Origin of the sequence: Streptomyces bathyalis (genome assembly GCF_015910445.1) — a bacterium.
Lineage (GTDB): Bacteria > Actinomycetota > Actinomycetes > Streptomycetales > Streptomycetaceae > Streptomyces > Streptomyces bathyalis.
Genome location: NZ_CP048882.1, coordinates 2,962,078 through 2,979,491 on the forward strand (window position 1 = coordinate 2,962,078; position 17,414 = coordinate 2,979,491).

Consider the following 17,414-nt stretch of genomic DNA (forward strand, 5'->3'; position numbering starts at 1 on the left):
TTGCCCACCCGGAGGGCTCTTCCGCAGGACGACCACCCGCGACCGTCACAGGCCGAAGCTCCGGGTGGGCTTGCGCTCACCCGCCGGACGCCACCGCCCACGTCGGCGCCTGCCCCGGCGCCAGCTCGACGAAATCGGGCAGCCCGCGCAGAGCGTTCTCGGCACCGCCCGGCGTGTACGTCGCCACCAGACGAAGGGGCCGCCAGCCGGTGTTGAACGTGGAGTGCAGCGTGCCCTTCGGGATCCATACGGCGTCGCCCGTGCGCACCGTGAACTCCGGGTCGTCGCCGACCGTCTGCCTGCCCTCGCCTTCGACGACGTAGAGGATCTCGTCGGCGTCGGGGTGTTCGTGCCTGTCGTGGCCCTTGTTGGGGTTGATCACGACCTCTCCCAGAGTCGAGGACGCACCGGGAACGGCGTCCGGCGTCACGTGCCACTTGATCGACCCCCAGTCGAAGACCATCGTCGGGAGCGTGCTCGGGTCTCGGCGCATGAGAAATCTCCTCTGTCCGGGTGGCGTTCGTTGCTAGTCGGCGGAGGGAAGCTGCTTGAACGCACGGAGCTGGCCGGCGATCGCGCGTTCCGTGGGCAGCCGTTCCATCGACGAGGCGCCGAAGAACCCGGTGATGCCCTGTGTCCGGTCCAGGACGTAGCGCACGTCGTCCGGCTCTGCGAGCGGCCCGCCGTGGCACAGCACGTGGATGTGGGGCGCCACTGCGACGGCCGCGTCGCGCATCTCCTGGACGCGGTCGACAGCCTGGTCGAGAGTGATCGTTGTCCTGGCACCGATGCTGCCCTTGGTCGTCAGGCCGAGGTGCGGGACGATGATGTCGGCGCCGGCCTGCGCCATGGCTGTGGCTTGCTCCGCGTCGAACACGTAGGGCGCGGTGAGCAGTTCGCGCTCGGCAGCAAGCCTGATCATCTCGATCTCGAGGTCGAAGCCCATGCCGGTCTCTTCCAGGTTGGCGCGGAAGACGCCGTCGATGAGCCCGACGGTCGGGAAGTTCTGCACCCCGGTGAACCCGATCGACCGCAGTTGGTCGAGGAACCACGGCATCCGTCGAAAGGGGTCCGTGCCGCAGACGCCTGCGAGGACGGGAGTGGATTCGACGACGGGCAGCACCTCCCCGGCCATTTCCAGCACGATCGCGTTGGCATCGCCGTAAGGCAGCAGGCCGGCCAGCGAACCGCGTCCGGCCATCCGAAAACGCCCCGAGTTGTAGACGATGAGCAGGTCGACGCCGCCTGCCTCGGCTGCCTTCGCGGACAGCCCGGTGCCGGCGCCGGCACCGATGATCAGCCGCCCCTCCTCGATTTGGCTGCGGAAGGCGGCGAGTGCCTGATCACGATTCATGGCGCCTCCTCTGAATGATTCCGTGCAGATGGTCGGCAGCCGATTCCGCGAACTCGGCGTCGTTGACGTGCAGTTCGGTGTCGACGACCTCGACGGAACTGCCGTCGACCGCCTCGAGCGCAGCGCCGACACACGCGGCGTCCGCCTCCGGGTCCCAGAACGCCCCGCCTGGAGCGTCGAGGGCCGAGAATCCGCCACGCGGTACGAACAACGCGGCCGGGCCGGTCGACGCGGCGAGCTTCCTGCCCACCACGCCACCGATCTCGGCGGCCTCGACCGTGCTCGTCCGCATCAGCGTCACCGCCTCGTTGTGGGCCAGCAGTGTGCGTCCCTCGAACTGCTCAGGCACCGTGCTCCGGGCCCCGAAGTTCACCATGTCGAGTGCACCGAGGCTGACCACCTGCGGCACGCCGGCAACGGCTGCGGCGGTGAGCCGGTCCGGACCGGCGGACAGCACACCGCCGCCGACCTCGTCTGCGATCTCCGTCGTGGTCAGGTCGAGCACCCCCGAGAGATGGCCCTCGGCCGCGAGCGACTCCATCGTGCGTCCGCCCGAGCCGGTCGCGTGGAACACCAGGACCTCGTAACCCAGTTCTTCGAGCCGCCGCCGCGCCGTTTCCACGGCGGCCGTCGTGACGCCGAACATGGTCGCCGCGACGAGTGGCTTGTCCTGCGGCGCCGCCCCCGCAGTTCGCCGGGCGTCGAACGCGGCGGCCATCCCGGCGACCGCTGCCGCCGCGTTGGCGAGGACCTGCCGGGAGATCGAGTTGATGCCGGCGATATCGACGACGCTGTACATCAGCGTGACGTCGGAGGTGCCGACGTAGGTGGAGACATCCCCGGCAGCCATTGTCGAGACCAGCAGCTTCGGCAGACCGACGGGCAACGACTTCATGACGGTTGCGGCGATCGAGGAGCCGCCGCTGCCGCCGAGGGCGAGCACGCCACTGAGCCGCCCTCGCGCATGCAGGTCATCGGCAACGGCCTTTGCCCCGGCAGCCATCGTCGCCAGCGCGTGCCCTCGGTCCTGCCGGGCTCTCAGCGCCTCCAGGCTCGTTCCCGCAGCCTCGGCGACGGCGGCGGCTGTCACGTCGGCCTCGAGACCGGGCTCCCCCAGCACTCCCGTATCGACGAGCACGACCTCGAGCCCCCGCTCGACCACCAGGTCGCGAACGAATGCGTACTCAGGGGCCTTGGTGTCCAAGGACCCGCACAACATCACTGCCAAGCCGGTGTTCCTCCTTCGGTTTCGATCGTGACGCGGGGGACGGTCGCCTCATGCTCCGGGCGGCCGACTGCCCCCTCTCAAGGGCGAGTTCCAGTGTGGACGGCCCAAGGGCCGGGGGCGGCTGGTGGCTGCACGTGACCGCGCCGCGCCTGTCGCCCGGTGGGACCGGATGGTGCCGCCGGCTGCAGCTCATTCGGTCAGCGGTGGGCGGGCGTCGGGGCGGGCCGGTGTCCAGCGCACCGGCAGGTGAGTGATGCCGTTGATGAAGTTGGAACTCAGGCGGACCGGCGGCCCGTCGAGTTCCAGCTCCGGCAGGCGGGCGAGCAGCTGGGTGAAGAAGATCCGCATCTGCATGCGGCCGAAGTGCGCGCCGAGGCACATGTGGGGGCCCTGACCGAAGGCCAGGTGGTCGTTGGGCGCGCGGGTGATGTCGAACCGGTACGGGTCGGGGAAGGCACGCTCGTCGAAGTGCGCGGAGGCGTGGTAGACCACGACCTTCTCCCCCCGCGCGATCCGCTGCCCGGCGAGTTCGGTGTCCCTGGTGGCGGTGCGTCGGAAGCTGAGCACCGGGGGGTGCCAGCGCAGCATCTCCTCGACGGCCGAGGGCACCAGCCCGGGGTCGGCGCGCAGCCGCCGGTAGGCGTCGGGATGTTCCAGGAGGGCCAGGACCCCGCCGGGCAGGGCGCTGCGCACGGTGTCGTTGCCGGCGATCACGACGAGGAAGAAGAACATCGCCAGTTCTTCCTCGGTCAGCGGGCGGCCGTCCTCGACGGTGGCGGTGGCCAGCGCGGTCATCAGGTCGTCCGAGGGGTGGCTGCGCTTGTGCCGGGCGAGTTCGTGCGCGTAGTCGAACATGTCGCGCAGCATCGCGGGTGATCGCGGGTTGACCGGTCGTCCGTCGGCGTCGCGTACGACGTCGGCGTGCTCGGGGTCCTGGTAGCCGATGACCCGGTTGGTCCACTTCAGCAGCAGGTCGCGGTCGGATGCGGGGACGCCGAGCAGTTCGGCGAGGTTGGCGAGCGGGAAGTCGTCGGTGACGTCGAGTGGCAGGTCGCAGCTCCCGCGCTCGGCGACCGCGTCCAGAAGAGCGGTGGCGCGTGCCGTGATCTGCCCGGTGAACTGCTCCAGCCGCCGCCGGGTGAAGATGGCGGCGGCCAGGTGCCGGATCCTGTTGTGCTCGGGCGGGTCCATGTTGAGGATCATCCGCCGGATGAAGCCGAGGTCCTCGGGGGCGGGGTCGCGGATCTGGGTGGCGCCGAGCCAGGACGAATAGTCGGCGGGGTTGCGCAGCACGGCACGGACGTCCCGGTAGCGGGTGACGGCCCAGTACCCGGGCCCGGCCGGCCAGTCGTCCACCTCGTGTTCGTCCTGCCGGCAGACGGGCGCCTCGTCGCGGAGGCGACGGAAGCTGTCGTGCGGGATGCCGCGTGCGAACACGCGTGGGTCGAACACATCGGGTCTCGCCGTGGGTTGGGGCATCAATGCCTCCCCAGGAAGCGCTCGACGCAGGTGGCGAGGGCCACCGGGGACTCGTCCATCGCGTAGTGCCCGGCGTCGGGGAAGATCTCCAGCTCGAGGTTCGGGTACCAGGCTCCGAAGGTCGCCCGCATGGTCTCGGCGCCCAGCGCGGGGTCGTGCCGCCCGGCGATCACCTGGATCGGCACGTCGCTGCCCTTGATCTCCGTGTGGAAGTCGGTGCGCGCCCAGGCGGGAAGGTAGGCAGCGAACGCGTCGCGGTCCGAGTGCTCCAGCGAATGCCGCACCATGGCGTCCAGCCAGGTGCCGGTGAGCCGGTTCCCGGTGGTGAAGTCGATGATCGCGCGGCGGTTGGCGGGGCTGTCGGCGGCGCCCTCGAACAGCTGCCGGCTCTGCTCGTCGAACGGCACACCGCTCGCGGGCACCGGCGACACGCCGACGAGCGCCTTCACCCGGTCCGGCGCGTCGGCGTACACCCGCTGCATGACCGATCCACCCATCGAGTGCCCGAGCAACGAGAAGCAGTCGACGCCGAGTTCGTCGGCCGCGGCCAGCACGTCGCCCGCCGCCTCGGCAATCGAGTAACGGCCCGTCTCGCCGCGACGGTCGCCGTAGCCGCGGTAGTCCAGGAACACATAGCCGAACGCCTCCCGGTCCAGGTGCGGCAGCAGGGCCTGCCACGACCGCGACGAGCCGAACCAGCCGTGCAGAACCAGCACGGTGTGCGTTCCGGTGCCGACACGCTTGATGCTCATGTTCCGCCCTCCGCCTTCGAGTTGGGCCTCCGGCGATGCTAGGCCGACGTCCCGGGCCAGGGAACACGGCGCCGTCGCCGCCTCCACGAGGAACCGCGTGTCCTTTCGATTCGACCGCCTGCCGCCGGCCACGCCCCCACCACGAGCCTCGGGCCGGTGTCACACCCCGCGGCTAGCCTTTCCGGGCACGTGCCGGCCGGTGACGCGGAAACCTCATGCGACTGACGAACCGGCTGTCCCGCTTCCCTTCCCGGACTCGACGAGTGGAGATCTGATGGCAGGACAGTTCGAAGTGATCTCGGAGATCGACCGGCCGATCGAGGAGGTCTTCTCCTTCCTCGCGGATGGTGAGAACGACCCGGAGTTCAGCCCCCGGGTCCTGGAGATCGCGAAGACGACGGACGGTCCGGCAGGCGTCGATACCGTCTATCGCAGCACGGTCAAGGACGCCGGGATGAAGACCCACAGGGAGTTCCGGATCACCGAATTCGATCCGCCCCGCAGCATCCGATGGACGGAGACGTCGAAGAACCTCGTCACGGGCGAGGGCGGTTAAGACCTGGAATCCGCGGGCGACGGCAGGACGCGGGTGCGGTTGTTCAACACCTTGACGGGACACGGGCCCGGCAAGCTGATCGTCGGCGCCGCGCTGAAGGCGGCCCGCAAGGAGGCGGACCATTTCGGCAAGCGCATCAAGTCCGCAGTGGAGTCCGCCCGTTGAGGACCCGTTGAGGACCCGTTGAGGACCCGTTGAGAACCGGCGTACCCGCGGCACACAGGTCCAGTGCTTCGCGGGTACGCCTGCCGGGGCGGCAGCCGGAGTCCCGAGCGGCGACCGTGACTTGGTTTCCGCGGTTCGGCACATTGCGTCTCGGCCGGTCGAACTGGATGCGGCTGTCGACTCCGCTCTCCGGAACCCCCTTTCGGCGAGGGCCGACCGACCGTCCCGATTGCCTGCGGAAGGGCACTGCGAGGTCGCGACGGATGTTCACTCCGAAGCGCGCACGGCTTCCGCGATCTCCTCGTCCGCCAGGGCCATGGCAGCGTCGGCACGCCTGTACCAGACCTCACGCCTGGCAGGGGCCAGGGTCGCCCAGGGGTGACGCTCGGCGGAGAACCCGAGCGTCGCGTACAGCGCCATCGCATAACGCTCACGGCGGTGAGCATTGCCGTCGGCGGTCACTTGGTCTCCTCCATGGTGCTGGTGGGTCGGGCGAGGTTGGGCCAGGGGTCATGTGCCACCCTGTGCGCCGTCAAGGCATCGGACCTGACGGCGCATCGGATGCGGGGCCCGGGACTGCCGTCCTTTCCGTCGGGACAGCGCCGCCCAACCTCCGGTAAGCCGTGCGGCCAGTATGCCGACCCCGCCACGGTCCCCCAGTCTTCGGAGCTGAGCCGAGTCATGGGAGCGGCGATGGCCATCACCGGGAACGTCCGGCCTCTGGATTCGTCACGTACCGCGCGGCGCTCCTCCTCCGCCACGGCGAGCTGCAGATCGTGGCGATGACGTCGGCGCAACGGCGGCCCGCCGGGGTATCGCTGAATTGCTGAACCGGCAAAGAATTTTGCGATCATCCCGCTGTCGGCTGGATGATCGTCGATGCCGCCCTTGACCGCTGAGACGTCAGCCCGGTCCGGACTGCTCGTCCGCACCACCCCGCCCGACGCCACCAGGAGGAACGAACCATGTCTCAGCCACCCGCCGCTGACGGCGCCCATCGTCTGGTCTCCTCGCCGGCCGGCCGAACACACCTGGTGGAGCAGGGCAGCGGGCCTCTGGTCCTGCTCCTGCACGGGTTCCCCGAGTCGTGGTACGCCTGGCGTCACCAGCTGCCCGCACTGGCCGCCGCCGGCTACCGGGCGGTGGCCATCGATGTCCGCGGCTACGGGCGCTCCTCCAAGCCCGACGGGGTGGAGGCGTACCGGATGCTCGATCTGGTGTCGGACAACGTGGCCGTGGTGGAGGCCCTGGGTGAGCGGTCCGCGGTGATCGTGGGGCACGACTGGGGCGCGACCATCGCCGCGACCTCCGCCCTCGTCCGGCCCGAAGTGTTCCGCGCGGTCGGGTTGCTGAGTGTGCCCTACACGCCGCCCGGCGGCCCCAGGCCCAGCGAGGTCTTCGCGCAGATGGGCGGCACGGACGAGTTCTACGTCTCCTACTTCCAGCAACCGGGCCGGGCCGAAGCCGAGATCGAGCCCGACGTCCGCGGCTGGCTCGCGGGCTTCTTCGCGGCCCTGTCCGCCGACACCATGCCCTCTCCCGGCGCGCCGGACCCGCACTTCGTCAGCCGTGACGGCATGCTGCGCGACCGCTTCCCCGCCGGCCGGCTCCCCGCCTGGCTCAGCGAACACGAACTTGACGTCTACGCCGGGGAGTTCGAACGCACCGGCATGGCCGGAGCCCTCAACCGGTACCGGAACATGGACCGGGACTGGGAGGACCTCGCCGCCTTCGAGAGCGCCCCCATCACCCAGCCGTCCCTGTTCATCGGCGGCAGCCTGGACTCCTCCACGACCTGGCTGGCCAACGCCATCACGGAGTACCCCACCACGCTGCCCGCCCTCGCCGCCTCGCACATCCTCGAGGGCTGCGGCCACTTCATCCAGCAAGAACGCCCCCGGGAGACCAATCAGATCCTGACCGACTGGCTCACGGCTCTCGCTCCATGAGGCACGGCCCCACGCACTGGCTGGGGCTTCCCCAGGAGCTGCGAAGCAGATGATCTGCGAGTACGAGCGCGGACGCGGTCGCGGCGGAGCGCGCAGGACTTCAGTTCCCTTCTGCTTCGACGGTCTGGCCCGACGCCGCGCGGAGACCGTGCCGGAGCGCTCGGCCGTCGCCGAAGAACGGCAAGAGGAACACGATGTGCGCGAGGTACCACCAGGACAAGGACCGGTCGAGACCCGAGATCCACAGAACGGCACCCACCGCGACGCAGGCGGACGGCCCGGCCAGGGCCACCACGGCCGCCTGCCGCGCGGTCATGGTCCCTTCCGGCACGACCGACGTGCGCAACGCTGACCGCTCGATCGTGATGTGAGTGACCGTACGGATCCGCTTGAGGACGACGACGTGCGCCGACTCGTGCAGAGCGAACCCGACCACCATGCCCAGGGCGGCCGGTTTGACCAGCAACACCCAAGCCATGGTGGCCGGTACGGCGTCACCGGAACGCGCCATCCAGGCCAGGGCCGCGGCCAGGAGGCCACCGACCAACGCCAGCAGAGGCCACACCTGCGCGGCCACCGCCAAGGCGACGGTGCGGACCTTCAGGTCATCTGCCCGACTCGTTGAGGAGCTGCTCACGGCGCTGCTTCAACCCCCGGTAGATGGCCGCGGTCATGGTCAGGAAGGCCGTCAGCAAGATGAACAGGACGACGAGCGGGACCGGATTGTCGACGCCCGCGGTGATGCCCAGCGCCCCGTTGTCCTTCTTCACGGTCTCGAAGACCATCGACCCGAAGAGCGCCTTCCGTTCGACGATCTGGTCAGGACCCGTTGAGAACATAAGGACGAGAAGGGTCACCACTGCGGTGCCCAGCGTCAGCAGCGCGGCCCCCAGAGCGGACTTCACTACCGACATGGCCTTGATCATTCCTTCTCCTCGACTCGCTTGTTTGGATTCCTTGGATCGCGTACCAGACGAACGCGACGGCTCCCCCGGAAAGGCAGACGACCACCGCCCAGGGCGGGAGACTGAGCAGACCCAGGCCGATCACTGACAGGCCGACAACGACGATGAACACCGACAGCCCCAGGAACACCGAGAACGGGTTGTCCTTCTCTGCCGGGAAGACGATGCTGATGCAGGTGGTCACCCCCGCTCCGCCCACGCAGGACGCCAGTGCCACGGCGCTGGAGAGGAGCAGGTGCGGGAAGAGCGCGACCGTGATCGCGAAGGCGGGCACGGCGAACAGGGCGAGCAGGACCAGCTGCGCCCTGATGAGCCGCACATAGACCCGCCAGGCCGGCTCCTGCGCACCCGGCAGCACCCTCAACTGCTGTGTGGCCGTGAACTGGTAGAGGCCGCCGAAGGACAGGGCGGCGAGGCCCCACAGGGGGTTCACCGAGGATTCGGACAGCAGCAGGTAGGCGAACACGGCCAGCGCCATCGCGGCGGCGGCCACGGTCTGCGCGCTGCGCAGCAGGCACCAGTCGTAAGGCCCGAGAACGCCTCGCAGCCGCACGCTTCCGGGAAGCTTCAGGTATCGGGCCTGACGTACATGCTGGTTCGGGGCGAGCGCGAAGACCAGGGCCACGAGCAGGGCCGACAGTGCCGCCCCGGCGGCCAGCGTCAGCCAGGGCCCCTGTTCGTTCCAGGCCCAGGACACCGACGTGACCCACGTGTACTCGGTCCGCTTGCTGAGGTACGCGCCGGAGACGTCCGAGATCATCGGCGTCATCTGCCCGAAGTAGTACGCGAGCATCGCGAACAGGGCCAGCACGTTGAGGATGCCCGCCATCCTGCTGAGCCCCAGCAACATCCACAGCCTGGTCAGCAGTTGGTAGAGGACGGACAGGCCCAGGTAGGCCAGGACGACGGGCAGAACGACCGACGCGGTGATGTATCCGCTCGCGGACGGTCCGAGGATGATCAGCGCGCTCACGGAGAGGGAGACCAGTCCCGCGGCGGCGACCAGGGCCGTCATGGCTGCCTCGTAGAGGAGGAACGCCGCCGACCGTTCCCGGTTGGTGACGGGCAGCTGGTAGCTGAGCCTGAGCATCCCTTCGGCGTTGATGAACAGCACCTTCACCAGGAGGAAGGCGATCTGCACCCACAGCAGGATGGACACCGTCGCGGTGTCGAACAGCAGCCGCCACACGGCTGCTTCGCCTGCCATGGGCCGCAGGAAGTAGTAGGAGGCGGTGCACATGGCGCCCAGGAGCACAACCGCCGCCGCCATCACGAACACCCTGACCGGGGTGGACCTCAGAAAGCCGGCCCGCAGCACCCGGCGGAGGAAGAAGACGAAGAGCATCCTGGCCAGGACAGCCGAGTGCTTCAGCCGTACGCCGGTCATCGCTCGGACGTTTCGAGGTAGTCGAAAACCATGGCGGCAACCGATCCGTGTTCCTCGACCAGGTCCTTCGTCTGCTCGTCACGCACCACATAACCCAGGTCGAGGAAGAGGGTCCTGTCGGCCAGGCGCTCCAGCACGGCGAAGTCGTGCGTGCACAGCAGGACGGAGCGGCCCTCGTCGCGGACCTTCCTGAACTCCCCTTCGGCGAGGTGCAGCGCTTCGATGTCGATGCCGTTGAGGGTCTCGTCGATGACGAGCAGCGGCGGGCGGATGACGAGCGCGGAGACCAGCTGCGTCTTCTTCCGCATACCGTGCGAGTAATCCTCGATGAGGTCGTCGTAGCGGCCTTCCATGGCGAACTTGCGGAACAGGCCGAGCGCTTCACCGTGGTCGACGTCGAGGCCGAACAGCTTGCCCATCATGGAGATGTACTCGCGGGCGGTGAGGAACTCGGGCAGGTAGTCGTTGCTGGAGAGGTAGATGGCCTGCTTCTTCGCCTCGGGCCGGGCGTGCTCGTGGCCGCCGATCCGGATGGATCCCGACTGAAGACGGACGAGGTCGAAGATGTTCTTGATCAGTGTGGACTTGCCGGAACCGTTGGGACCGACGAGACCGACGATCGTGCCTTCCTCGACCGTGAAGGAAACGTCCAGCAGGACGTTGACAATGCCGTCGTAGGAGTAGCTGACGTCGTTGACATTCAGGAGAGACACTGTCGCGGGATTCCTTTACCGAGTCCGTCAACCAGGGTGGTGTCCAGGAAGCCCGGATGCGGCCCGGGCTTCCTGGACACCGTTCGAATCAGCTGTCAGGCAGCTACACGCATTCGGCGCTGACCTTCAGACCGAAGTCCTTGAAGGACCAGCTGCCGGTGAAGCTCTTGTCCTGGTAGACGACGCACCAGATGACCAGGCCGGCGTAGATGGTGGCGCCCAGGCCGAGAATGACGGCGGTGAAGATCAGGAACCACGCGTCGTAGCGGAGAAGCCCCTTGTCGACCTTGGATCTGATCGACGCGAGGGCACGCTCGGGCGCCGTGGTGGCCGCCACGTACGCAGCGATCGACGCGGACGTGGCCGCACTGGCGGACTTCGCCCTCACCGGCTCGGCGGTCCCGGGTTCCCGTACGAGAGTTGACGCAGACACAGTTCTTCTCCTCTGCGGTTGATGTTGACCCGGTGAAAAATGCCATGCTCATGACAGATGCCGCTAGTGTCCTCAGGGGCACTGTTCGATGCATTTCCGGTAGTTCGCAATCACGGCCGCCTGCGCGCGTGAGGAGATCTCCAGCTTGGTGAACACGCTGGCCACATGCTTCTTGACCGTTCGCTCGGCCACGTGCCAACGGCCGGCTATGACGGAGTTCGGCAGGCAGTCGCCCAGCGCGACGAGAACTTCGCGCTCACGGGCGGTCAGAAGAGACAGATCTGCGGCGCGCACCCATGACGGCACGCTGATGCCTCCGCAGCAGACGCGAGACCCGTCGTGATCAACACGTCTGTCTGATGGCAGGTCCACTTCCCGATCCCCCGTGGCAGCGGTCACGCGCCTGAGCGTTCGGCTGCGTATGACCTGGTCGGCTTGGTCAGAACCCCATGTCGCAGCGCTTACCGTAAGCGGGGCTTGAACCACGGGCAATGCAGCGATGTGAGCTGGCGCTTATTCGACTACGCAGGATCGGGCGACGGAATCATGGCCGAACTGCGAACCAGCGAGGCCCCCATGTGAAGAACCGGTGAAAGTGGAATGACCGAGGTCAGGGGTGCGCGTACCGGAAGTGGCCGATACCCGTTGGGTGACATGGCTACTTTTTTCAGCTGAGGTGGCCATTTTCAGCCGCTGCCGAAGGAACTTGCTGTCGCCCTCCGTGTCCCCAGGGGCCGTCTCAAGACGCAGGACGGTGCGGCCGTGGACAGTCCACGGCGGCAGGGGACGCCGCACCGCCGATGCCCGCCGAGTACGCGCGCCACGGGACGGGGACACCGGCAACTCCCCCGACTCGCGGAGGAGCCAAGGGAGTTGACGAGCGGTGCGTTGACGGGCCGTGCGCCAGGACGGTGCTACGCCGCCACGGCGCCGGCCGCGACTCGGGGTCGAAGGCCCCCATGGGCGGAGCGCCCTAGAAGAGCTCGGCCTCCAGCATCTGCACGATCGTCTCGGCGGCCGCCTGCATGTCGTAGGTGGGATCGTCCAGCCCCTCGGCCACGACAGCGTCGATCATCCCGCCCACGAGGACGGCCAGTGTGCGCATGTCGCGGCCCTCGGCTCGGCTGCGGTCCCCTCGCGCCTCGGTCAACAGGGCGGCGAGGGGTTGCCGGCGTTCCGCGCGCGCAGGCCCGGTGGCCCCTGCGGGGGTGTCTTCGTCCTTGCTGACCTGATGCAGCCTCGACTCCACGATCATGCGGGCGTGCTTGGGGTGCTCGGCGAAGTGCCCGACCATCCGCCGGACATAGGCGGCCGGTGCCTGCTCGGCGGTGACCGCGTCCACGGCCTGCCCGACGTCGGCCACCAGCTCGTTGAGGACCTGCTGATACGCGGCCTCCAGTACGGCGTCCTTCGTCGCGAAGTGGTAGACGACCGTGCCTTTGGTGACCCCGGCGGCCTGCGCGATCCGCGCGAGGGAGGCGGCGGCGTACCCGTGCTCGGTGACCAAGTCGATCGTGGTTCTGGTCAGTTGGGCACGCCGTTCCCGCTCGATGCGGCTCGGCCCTTTACCCCCTGGGCGTCGTCCTGCCATGGCAGGAGGCTACCCGCAGCCTGCTAATCTTTGACCACGCGGTCAAATTTTTCGGACGACGAGCAGGGGGAAGCACGATGGGAAGGCGTCAGCAGGACGACGGCACCAAACCGTCGCGGGGCCGGCCCGACCGCAAGCCCGGCTGGAAGCGACGACGACGCACGATGCTCGCGATCACTGCCGCCGTCGTCGTGGTCACGGTGCTCACCGCGGCCTTCGCGCTGCGCACCCCCTCTCCCGTCGGCCACTGGAACTCCGCGCAGGCACAACAGGAGTTCCTGCGCGACTACAAGGCCGCCATGGAGGACATGCCGGAGCCGGACAGGACCCTGGACGTCCGTACCCGATTCGGGTTCGTACGGGTCTACAAGTTCGAGGGCACAGGCCGCGACGACGTCGATCCGCTGGTGCTGCTGCCGGGTCGCTCCTCGCCCACCCCCGTGTGGGCGGACAACATGCCCTCCCTGCTGAAAGTCGCGGACGTGTACGCCGTGGACCTGCTCGGTGAGCCCGGCATGAGCGTGCAGGAGGCCCCGATCGCCACCGACGCCGACAACGCCGCGTGGCTCGACCGGACCCTCGCGGCGCTGCCCGAGGAGAAGTTCAACGTTCTGGGCCTGTCCATAGGCGGATGGACTGCCACGAATCTGGCTGTCCACCACCCGGAACGGATCAACGCCCTGATGCTGATCGACCCGGTCTACACCTTCAGCGGCATGCCCGCGGAGACGGCGGTGAGGGCCATCCCTGCCTCGGTGCCTTGGCTGCCCAAGTCCTGGCGCGACTCGTTCAACTCCTACACCGCCGGCGGCGCACCGGTGGAGGACGTACCCCTGGCCCGCATGACCGAGACCGCCATGAGCACCTACGCGATCAAGCTTCCCCAGCCCACCCTGATCTCCGAAGACGACCTGGCAGGTCTGAAGATGCCCGTGCTCGCCATCCTCGCCGGCGACTCCGTCATGCACGACATCGACGCCTCCCGCCAGGTCGCCGAGCGCCGTCTGCGCAACGGAACCGTCGTGGTCCACGAGGACGCCTCCCACGCCGTGGGCTCGGAACAACCCGAGGACATCGCCCGCCAGGTCCGCGAGTTCCTCGCCGCCCCCTGACCCGGGCCCGTTAGAACACGGAGCAGGGGGAGTTGACGAGTCCTGCACCTGGACCGGGCCACGCCACCGCGGCCGCGGGCTCTGGCTCCGGCTCCGGCTCGAAGGGCGACGAGCTGCCGTACTGGCCATCGATCAGTGGGCTCCGAAGCCGATGGAGAGCCGATTTGGTCAGGTGCCGGCAGGGGCCTTGGTCTCTTCGGCTGTTTCCGGCGATGGGGGCGTGTTCTTGGGATAGAGCATGGAGCGGGCCTGGGTGCTGTCGAAATCGTTCTCCCACTTGCCGATCACGATGGTGGCGATGGCGTTGCCGAGGACGTTGATGAAGACCCGGCCCTCGTTGAGGATGCGGTCGATCCCGACGATCAGTGACAGGGCGGCCAGGGGGATGTGGCCGACTGCGGTGACGGTGCTGGCGAGAACGATGAACGCGCCGCCCGCGATGCCGGCAGTGCCCTTGCTGGTGAGCATCATGACCCCCACCATGACCAGCTGTTGCTGCCAGGACAGGTCGATGCCGACGGCCTGGGCCATGAACATGGAGGCCATCGTCAGGTAGACCGCGGAGCCGTCAAGGTTGAAGGAGAAGCCGGAAGGGATGACGATGCCGACCACGGGCCGGCCGACGCCGAGGGTCTCCAGTTTGCGTACGAGCTGCGGCAGGACGGCCTCGCTGGAACAGGTGCTGAGCGCTACGAGCAGTTCGGCCTTGAGGAACCGCATGAGAGCGAACAGTCCGAGGCCGCAGATCCGCATGATGGCGCCCAGCAGCACCAGGACGTAGACGATGCAGGTGGCGGTGAACAGGACGATGAGATAGGCGAGTTGTTTCAGGCTCTCGGCACCGTAGGTGGAGACCACCATTGCCAGGGCACCGAAGGTGCCCACAGGAGCCAGCCGCATCACCCAGCCAACGATCCGGAACACCACGTCCGAGAGGGCGCGGATGCCGTTGGTCAGTGGGGCCGCCTCCTCCCCGGCCATGTTCAGCGCTATCCCGAAGACGATCGAGACCAGCAGGGCAGCCAGGATCGCGTCCCCCGTGAGCGCACCGAACAGCGAGGTGGGGATCAGGGAAGAGATGAACCCGGTGAAGGTGGCGTGTTCTTCGCTCGTCTTGGGGACATCGTCAGTGTTCAGCGTCGAGGGGTCGACGTCGAGCCCGGCGCCGGGTTGGAAGACGTTTGCGACGACCAGGCCGATCAGCATCGATGCCAGCGACAGCACGAGGAAGTAGCCGATCGCCTTCACGCCGATCCGGCCGGCCTTGCGCAGGTTGTCCATGGAGGCGATGCCGGTGGTGACCACGCAGAAGACGACGGGTATCACGATCATCTTGACCAGTGCGATGAACCAGTCGTTGAGCGGGCTGAGGGCTTCTCCGAAGCCGGGTGCGGCGGTGCCGACGGCGATCCCGAGGACTGCCGCCAGCACCACCTGGAACCACAGCTCACGGATGAGTCGGTTCAGCCGCGATCGCAGCGGGCGATCGGAGGCGGTGGTGGTGGAGGTCATGGTTCGTGCTCCCTTGCGATGATGCTGAAGTCCCTGTCCTGTGAAGTGCAGGGGACGAGAGGCAGTCCGCGTCCCGGGTGATGTGTGGTGCGCAGATGCAGTTGTGCGCTGGTGGCCTGAACTCCTGGGTCGTTCGGGCGGCTTGGGCTCGATGCGGTCAGGTGTGCAGCTCGCGCAGCACCCTGTGGAAGGCGGCCTTGCCTTCGAAGCCAACTCCCGGGGTGTCGGTGAGGCCGACCTGGCTCTTCTCGACGACTGCGCCGTCGGCGAAGCCGCCGGTGGGCTGGAACTCGCCGGGATAGGACTCGTTGCCGCCGAGCTTGAGAGCGGCGGCGATGTGCAGGGAGAACTGGTGTCCGCCGTGCGGGATGCAGCGGCGTGAGGACCAACCGTGCTGACGCAGCATGTCCTGTATGCGCAGGTACTCCACCAGGCCGTAGCTCAGCGCCGGATCGACCTGGATGACGTCACGGTCAGGACGGAGGCCGCCGTAACGGATGAGGTTGCGGGCGTCCTGCAGGGAGAAGAGGTTCTCGCCGGTGGCTATCCGGCCGGAGTAGTTCTCGGCGACCACGGCGTTGAGGCGATAGTCCAGTGGGTCGCCGATCTCCTCGTACCAGAAGAGGCCGTAGGGCTCGATCGCCCGTCCGTACTCCAGCGCGGTGGCCAGGTCGAAGCGGCCGTTGACATCGACGGCAAGCCGGGACCCGTCCCCGTCCAGGACGTCGATGACGGCCTCGATTCGCCGCAGGTCCTCCGCCAGGCCGGCGCCGCCGATCTTCATCTTGACCACGTCGTACCCCAGGTCGAGAAAGCCGCGGATCTCGTCCTGCAGATCGCCCAGGGACTTGCCCGGGGCGTAGTAGCCACCAGCGGCGTAGACGAAGACCGAGTCGTCGGGCTCGCCGTCGCCGTAGCGATCCGAGAGCCACCGGTACAGCGGCTTGTCCGCGATCTTGGAAGCGAGGTCGAACAGTGCCATGTCCACCACACCGACCGCGACCGAACGTTCCCCGTGTCCACCGGGCTTCTCGTTGCGCAGCATGATCTCCCATGCCCTGGCGGGATCCAGCTCTCCCTGCTCGTCCAGCAGGCTGCCGGGCTCGGCGTCCATCAGCCGCGGCAGGATGCGCCGGCGCAGGATCTCCCCCGCGCTGTAGCGGCCGTTGGAGTTGAAGCCGTACCCCACGACGGGCCTTCCGTCGCGGATGACGTCACTGACGATCGCCACGATCGAGCAGTCCATGGAGCTGAAGTCGATCCAGGCGTTCCGGATTGAGGAGCTGATCGGGACGGTGCCTTCGTAGACAGCAGTGATCTTCACTCGGACCTCTCTAATATCTTATAAGTTGCGAGGATGTTAGAGTGAGACGACCGAAGAGGCGCTGTCAAGGGCTAGGACATCGGGAGGGATCCGCAGGGGCGATGGAAGGCACGAACCTTTTCCTCAGCAAGAGCGATCTTGCCTACTCGGAGCTCCGTCGCCAGATCCTCTCCGGCGCCATCCCGGCCGGTTCACGGTTGGCCCAGTACGAACTGGCCGGCTCCCTCAACATGAGCATCACGCCCCTGCGCGAGGCCATCAGGCGGCTCAGCAGCGAGGGGCTGGTCGACGTCGAGACCCACCGCGACGTCCGGGTGTCCTCCATGAACTCCGAGGAGGCGCGGCAACTTTTCGAGGTACGGCTCTCGCTGGATCCCACGGCGGCCGAACTCGCCGCGACACGGCGCACTCCCGAGGACATCACCGCCATGCAACATGCGGTCGACAACCTGCTCCCCGTCACGCGCCAGTGGGGCGAGGATGCGCTCACCGCCCATCGCACCTTTCATCAGGCGTTGTACCGCGCCTCCCACAACGACGTTCTCATCCGCCTCCTGGACGACCTGTGGGACAAGTCCGACCGCTACCGCCGCCTCGGCCTCGAACTTCCGCCCGGCGACGAACCCCGGACGCGGGACCTCCAGGAGCACCACGACCTCGTTGAACTCATCAAGGCCGGCCAGGCTGGGGACGCAGCCCAGCTCATGCGCGACCACATCATCCACAGCCTGACCGCCTCCGCCATCACCGCGCTCGAAGACCGCGAAGGTACCCAGGCAGGCTGAGCCCGCCATGGGAATCAGCCGCAGCGAGGGCCACGCGGCCCTCGCGCGTGCAGCCTCGGTGGCATTCAGCGCGGTGACACGGCACCTGCAGGCTCCGCTCGAGCCTCAA

At 67.9% G+C, this 17,414-nt stretch carries 18 protein-coding genes and 1 pseudogene; 4 read left to right on the top strand and 15 right to left on the bottom strand.

Translation table 11 applies throughout. The features are described 5' to 3' along the window. Positions 1-76: 76 nt before the first annotated feature. The 5 genes from G4Z16_RS12815 to G4Z16_RS12835 all read right to left on the bottom strand — a co-directional run bounded on the left by G4Z16_RS12815 (position 77) and on the right by G4Z16_RS12835 (position 4,813). Entirely contained in the window at positions 77-493 is a 417-nt protein-coding gene (locus tag G4Z16_RS12815; RefSeq protein ID WP_197350907.1) for a cupin domain-containing protein, read from the bottom strand. Between the two features lie 33 nt (positions 494-526). Further along, positions 527-1,354 carry a phosphoenolpyruvate hydrolase family protein gene (locus tag G4Z16_RS12820; RefSeq protein WP_197350908.1) on the bottom strand — a complete coding sequence of 276 codons (828 nt, stop codon included), beginning with the start codon at positions 1,352-1,354 and terminating at the stop codon, positions 527-529. Next, positions 1,344-2,573 (bottom strand): Tm-1-like ATP-binding domain-containing protein, encoded by a 1,230-nt coding sequence (locus G4Z16_RS12825; RefSeq protein WP_197354456.1) that lies wholly within the window; start codon positions 2,571-2,573, stop codon positions 1,344-1,346. Before G4Z16_RS12825 ends, G4Z16_RS12820 begins: the two co-directional genes overlap by 11 nt. Before the next feature lie 198 nt (positions 2,574-2,771). After that, positions 2,772-4,061, bottom strand: coding sequence for a cytochrome P450 (locus G4Z16_RS12830; protein ID WP_197350909.1), 1,290 nt, complete (start codon positions 4,059-4,061; stop codon positions 2,772-2,774). Next, a complete protein-coding gene (locus tag G4Z16_RS12835) occupies positions 4,061-4,813 on the bottom strand; it encodes an alpha/beta fold hydrolase (protein ID WP_197350910.1) in 753 nt (250 codons plus the stop codon). The genes G4Z16_RS12830 and G4Z16_RS12835 overlap by 1 nt, the downstream gene beginning before the upstream one ends. Positions 4,814-5,087: 274 nt before the next feature. Here G4Z16_RS12835 and G4Z16_RS12840 point away from each other — a divergent pair. Continuing rightward, a pseudogene (locus G4Z16_RS12840) lies at positions 5,088-5,534 on the top strand (SRPBCC family protein). Between the two features lie 267 nt (positions 5,535-5,801). Here G4Z16_RS12840 and G4Z16_RS12845 read toward each other — a convergent pair. Further along, complete coding sequence (locus G4Z16_RS12845; protein ID WP_207794545.1) at positions 5,802-5,954, bottom strand: hypothetical protein; 153 nt, start codon at positions 5,952-5,954, stop codon at positions 5,802-5,804. Positions 5,955-6,499: 545 nt separating this feature from the next. Between G4Z16_RS12845 and G4Z16_RS12850 the strand changes: the two genes are divergently transcribed. Then, positions 6,500-7,483 carry an alpha/beta fold hydrolase gene (locus G4Z16_RS12850; protein WP_197350911.1) on the top strand — a complete coding sequence of 328 codons (984 nt, stop codon included), beginning with the start codon at positions 6,500-6,502 and terminating at the stop codon, positions 7,481-7,483. A 100-nt stretch (positions 7,484-7,583) separates the two neighbouring features. Here G4Z16_RS12850 and G4Z16_RS12855 read toward each other — a convergent pair whose 3' ends face one another. From G4Z16_RS12855 to G4Z16_RS12885, 7 genes are all read right to left on the bottom strand, one after another. After that, entirely contained in the window at positions 7,584-8,120 is a 537-nt protein-coding gene (locus G4Z16_RS12855) for a hypothetical protein (RefSeq protein ID WP_197350912.1), read from the bottom strand. Then, positions 8,089-8,322 (bottom strand): hypothetical protein, encoded by a 234-nt coding sequence (locus tag G4Z16_RS12860; protein ID WP_197350913.1) that lies wholly within the window; start codon positions 8,320-8,322, stop codon positions 8,089-8,091. Before G4Z16_RS12860 ends, G4Z16_RS12855 begins: the two co-directional genes overlap by 32 nt. Further along, positions 8,303-9,835 (bottom strand): hypothetical protein, encoded by a 1,533-nt coding sequence (locus G4Z16_RS12865; protein WP_197350914.1) that lies wholly within the window; start codon positions 9,833-9,835, stop codon positions 8,303-8,305. Before G4Z16_RS12865 ends, G4Z16_RS12860 begins: the two co-directional genes overlap by 20 nt. Next, the gene (locus G4Z16_RS12870; RefSeq protein WP_197350915.1) at positions 9,832-10,548 is read right to left on the bottom strand and encodes an ABC transporter ATP-binding protein; all 717 of its coding nucleotides are present in this window, start codon (positions 10,546-10,548) and stop codon (positions 9,832-9,834) included. The genes G4Z16_RS12865 and G4Z16_RS12870 overlap by 4 nt, the downstream gene beginning before the upstream one ends. 103 nt (positions 10,549-10,651) lie before the next feature. Further along, a complete protein-coding gene (locus G4Z16_RS12875) occupies positions 10,652-10,981 on the bottom strand; it encodes a hypothetical protein (RefSeq protein WP_197350916.1) in 330 nt (109 codons plus the stop codon). A gap of 72 nt (positions 10,982-11,053) precedes the next feature. Then, positions 11,054-11,380 carry a helix-turn-helix domain-containing protein gene (locus G4Z16_RS12880; protein WP_246530823.1) on the bottom strand — a complete coding sequence of 109 codons (327 nt, stop codon included), beginning with the start codon at positions 11,378-11,380 and terminating at the stop codon, positions 11,054-11,056. Between the two features lie 574 nt (positions 11,381-11,954). Next, entirely contained in the window at positions 11,955-12,572 is a 618-nt protein-coding gene (locus G4Z16_RS12885; protein WP_197350917.1) for a TetR/AcrR family transcriptional regulator, read from the bottom strand. Positions 12,573-12,649: 77 nt separating this feature from the next. On the opposite strand from G4Z16_RS12885, the gene G4Z16_RS12890 reads away from it, so the two are divergent. Continuing rightward, positions 12,650-13,684 carry an alpha/beta fold hydrolase gene (locus tag G4Z16_RS12890; RefSeq protein WP_197350918.1) on the top strand — a complete coding sequence of 345 codons (1,035 nt, stop codon included), beginning with the start codon at positions 12,650-12,652 and terminating at the stop codon, positions 13,682-13,684. 168 nt (positions 13,685-13,852) lie between these two features. Here G4Z16_RS12890 and G4Z16_RS12895 read toward each other — a convergent pair whose 3' ends face one another. Continuing rightward, the gene (locus G4Z16_RS12895) at positions 13,853-15,196 is read right to left on the bottom strand and encodes a cation:dicarboxylate symporter family transporter (RefSeq protein ID WP_197350919.1); all 1,344 of its coding nucleotides are present in this window, start codon (positions 15,194-15,196) and stop codon (positions 13,853-13,855) included. 157 nt (positions 15,197-15,353) lie between these two features. Then, on the bottom strand, positions 15,354-16,520 hold the full coding sequence (locus G4Z16_RS12900; protein WP_281393688.1) for a mandelate racemase/muconate lactonizing enzyme family protein: 1,167 nt from the start codon (positions 16,518-16,520) through the stop codon (positions 15,354-15,356). A 101-nt stretch (positions 16,521-16,621) separates the two neighbouring features. On the opposite strand from G4Z16_RS12900, the gene G4Z16_RS12905 reads away from it, so the two are divergent. Next, positions 16,622-17,305, top strand: a complete 684-nt coding sequence (locus G4Z16_RS12905) for a GntR family transcriptional regulator (protein ID WP_197350920.1) — start codon at positions 16,622-16,624, stop codon at positions 17,303-17,305. The last annotated feature ends 109 nt before the right edge of the window (positions 17,306-17,414 follow it).

What these genes read in the sequence shown, in the direction of transcription:
- G4Z16_RS12815 (WP_197350907.1), bottom strand. Translation starts at nt 493, where the DNA reads ATGCGCCGAGACCCGAGCACGCTCCCGACGATGGTCTTCGACTGGGGG.
- G4Z16_RS12820 (WP_197350908.1), bottom strand. Translation starts at nt 1,354, where the DNA reads ATGAATCGTGATCAGGCACTCGCCGCCTTCCGCAGCCAAATCGAGGAG.
- G4Z16_RS12825 (WP_197354456.1), bottom strand. Translation starts at nt 2,573, where the DNA reads ATGTTGTGCGGGTCCTTGGACACCAAGGCCCCTGAGTACGCATTCGTT.
- G4Z16_RS12830 (WP_197350909.1), bottom strand. Translation starts at nt 4,061, where the DNA reads ATGCCCCAACCCACGGCGAGACCCGATGTGTTCGACCCACGCGTGTTC.
- G4Z16_RS12835 (WP_197350910.1), bottom strand. Translation starts at nt 4,813, where the DNA reads ATGAGCATCAAGCGTGTCGGCACCGGAACGCACACCGTGCTGGTTCTG.
- G4Z16_RS12845 (WP_207794545.1), bottom strand. Translation starts at nt 5,954, where the DNA reads ATGGCGCTGTACGCGACGCTCGGGTTCTCCGCCGAGCGTCACCCCTGG.
- G4Z16_RS12850 (WP_197350911.1), top strand. Translation starts at nt 6,500, where the DNA reads ATGTCTCAGCCACCCGCCGCTGACGGCGCCCATCGTCTGGTCTCCTCG.
- G4Z16_RS12860 (WP_197350913.1), bottom strand. Translation starts at nt 8,322, where the DNA reads ATGTTCTCAACGGGTCCTGACCAGATCGTCGAACGGAAGGCGCTCTTC.
- G4Z16_RS12865 (WP_197350914.1), bottom strand. Translation starts at nt 9,835, where the DNA reads ATGACCGGCGTACGGCTGAAGCACTCGGCTGTCCTGGCCAGGATGCTC.
- G4Z16_RS12885 (WP_197350917.1), bottom strand. Translation starts at nt 12,572, where the DNA reads ATGGCAGGACGACGCCCAGGGGGTAAAGGGCCGAGCCGCATCGAGCGG.
- G4Z16_RS12890 (WP_197350918.1), top strand. Translation starts at nt 12,650, where the DNA reads ATGGGAAGGCGTCAGCAGGACGACGGCACCAAACCGTCGCGGGGCCGG.
- G4Z16_RS12895 (WP_197350919.1), bottom strand. Translation starts at nt 15,196, where the DNA reads ATGACCTCCACCACCACCGCCTCCGATCGCCCGCTGCGATCGCGGCTG.
- G4Z16_RS12905 (WP_197350920.1), top strand. Translation starts at nt 16,622, where the DNA reads ATGGAAGGCACGAACCTTTTCCTCAGCAAGAGCGATCTTGCCTACTCG.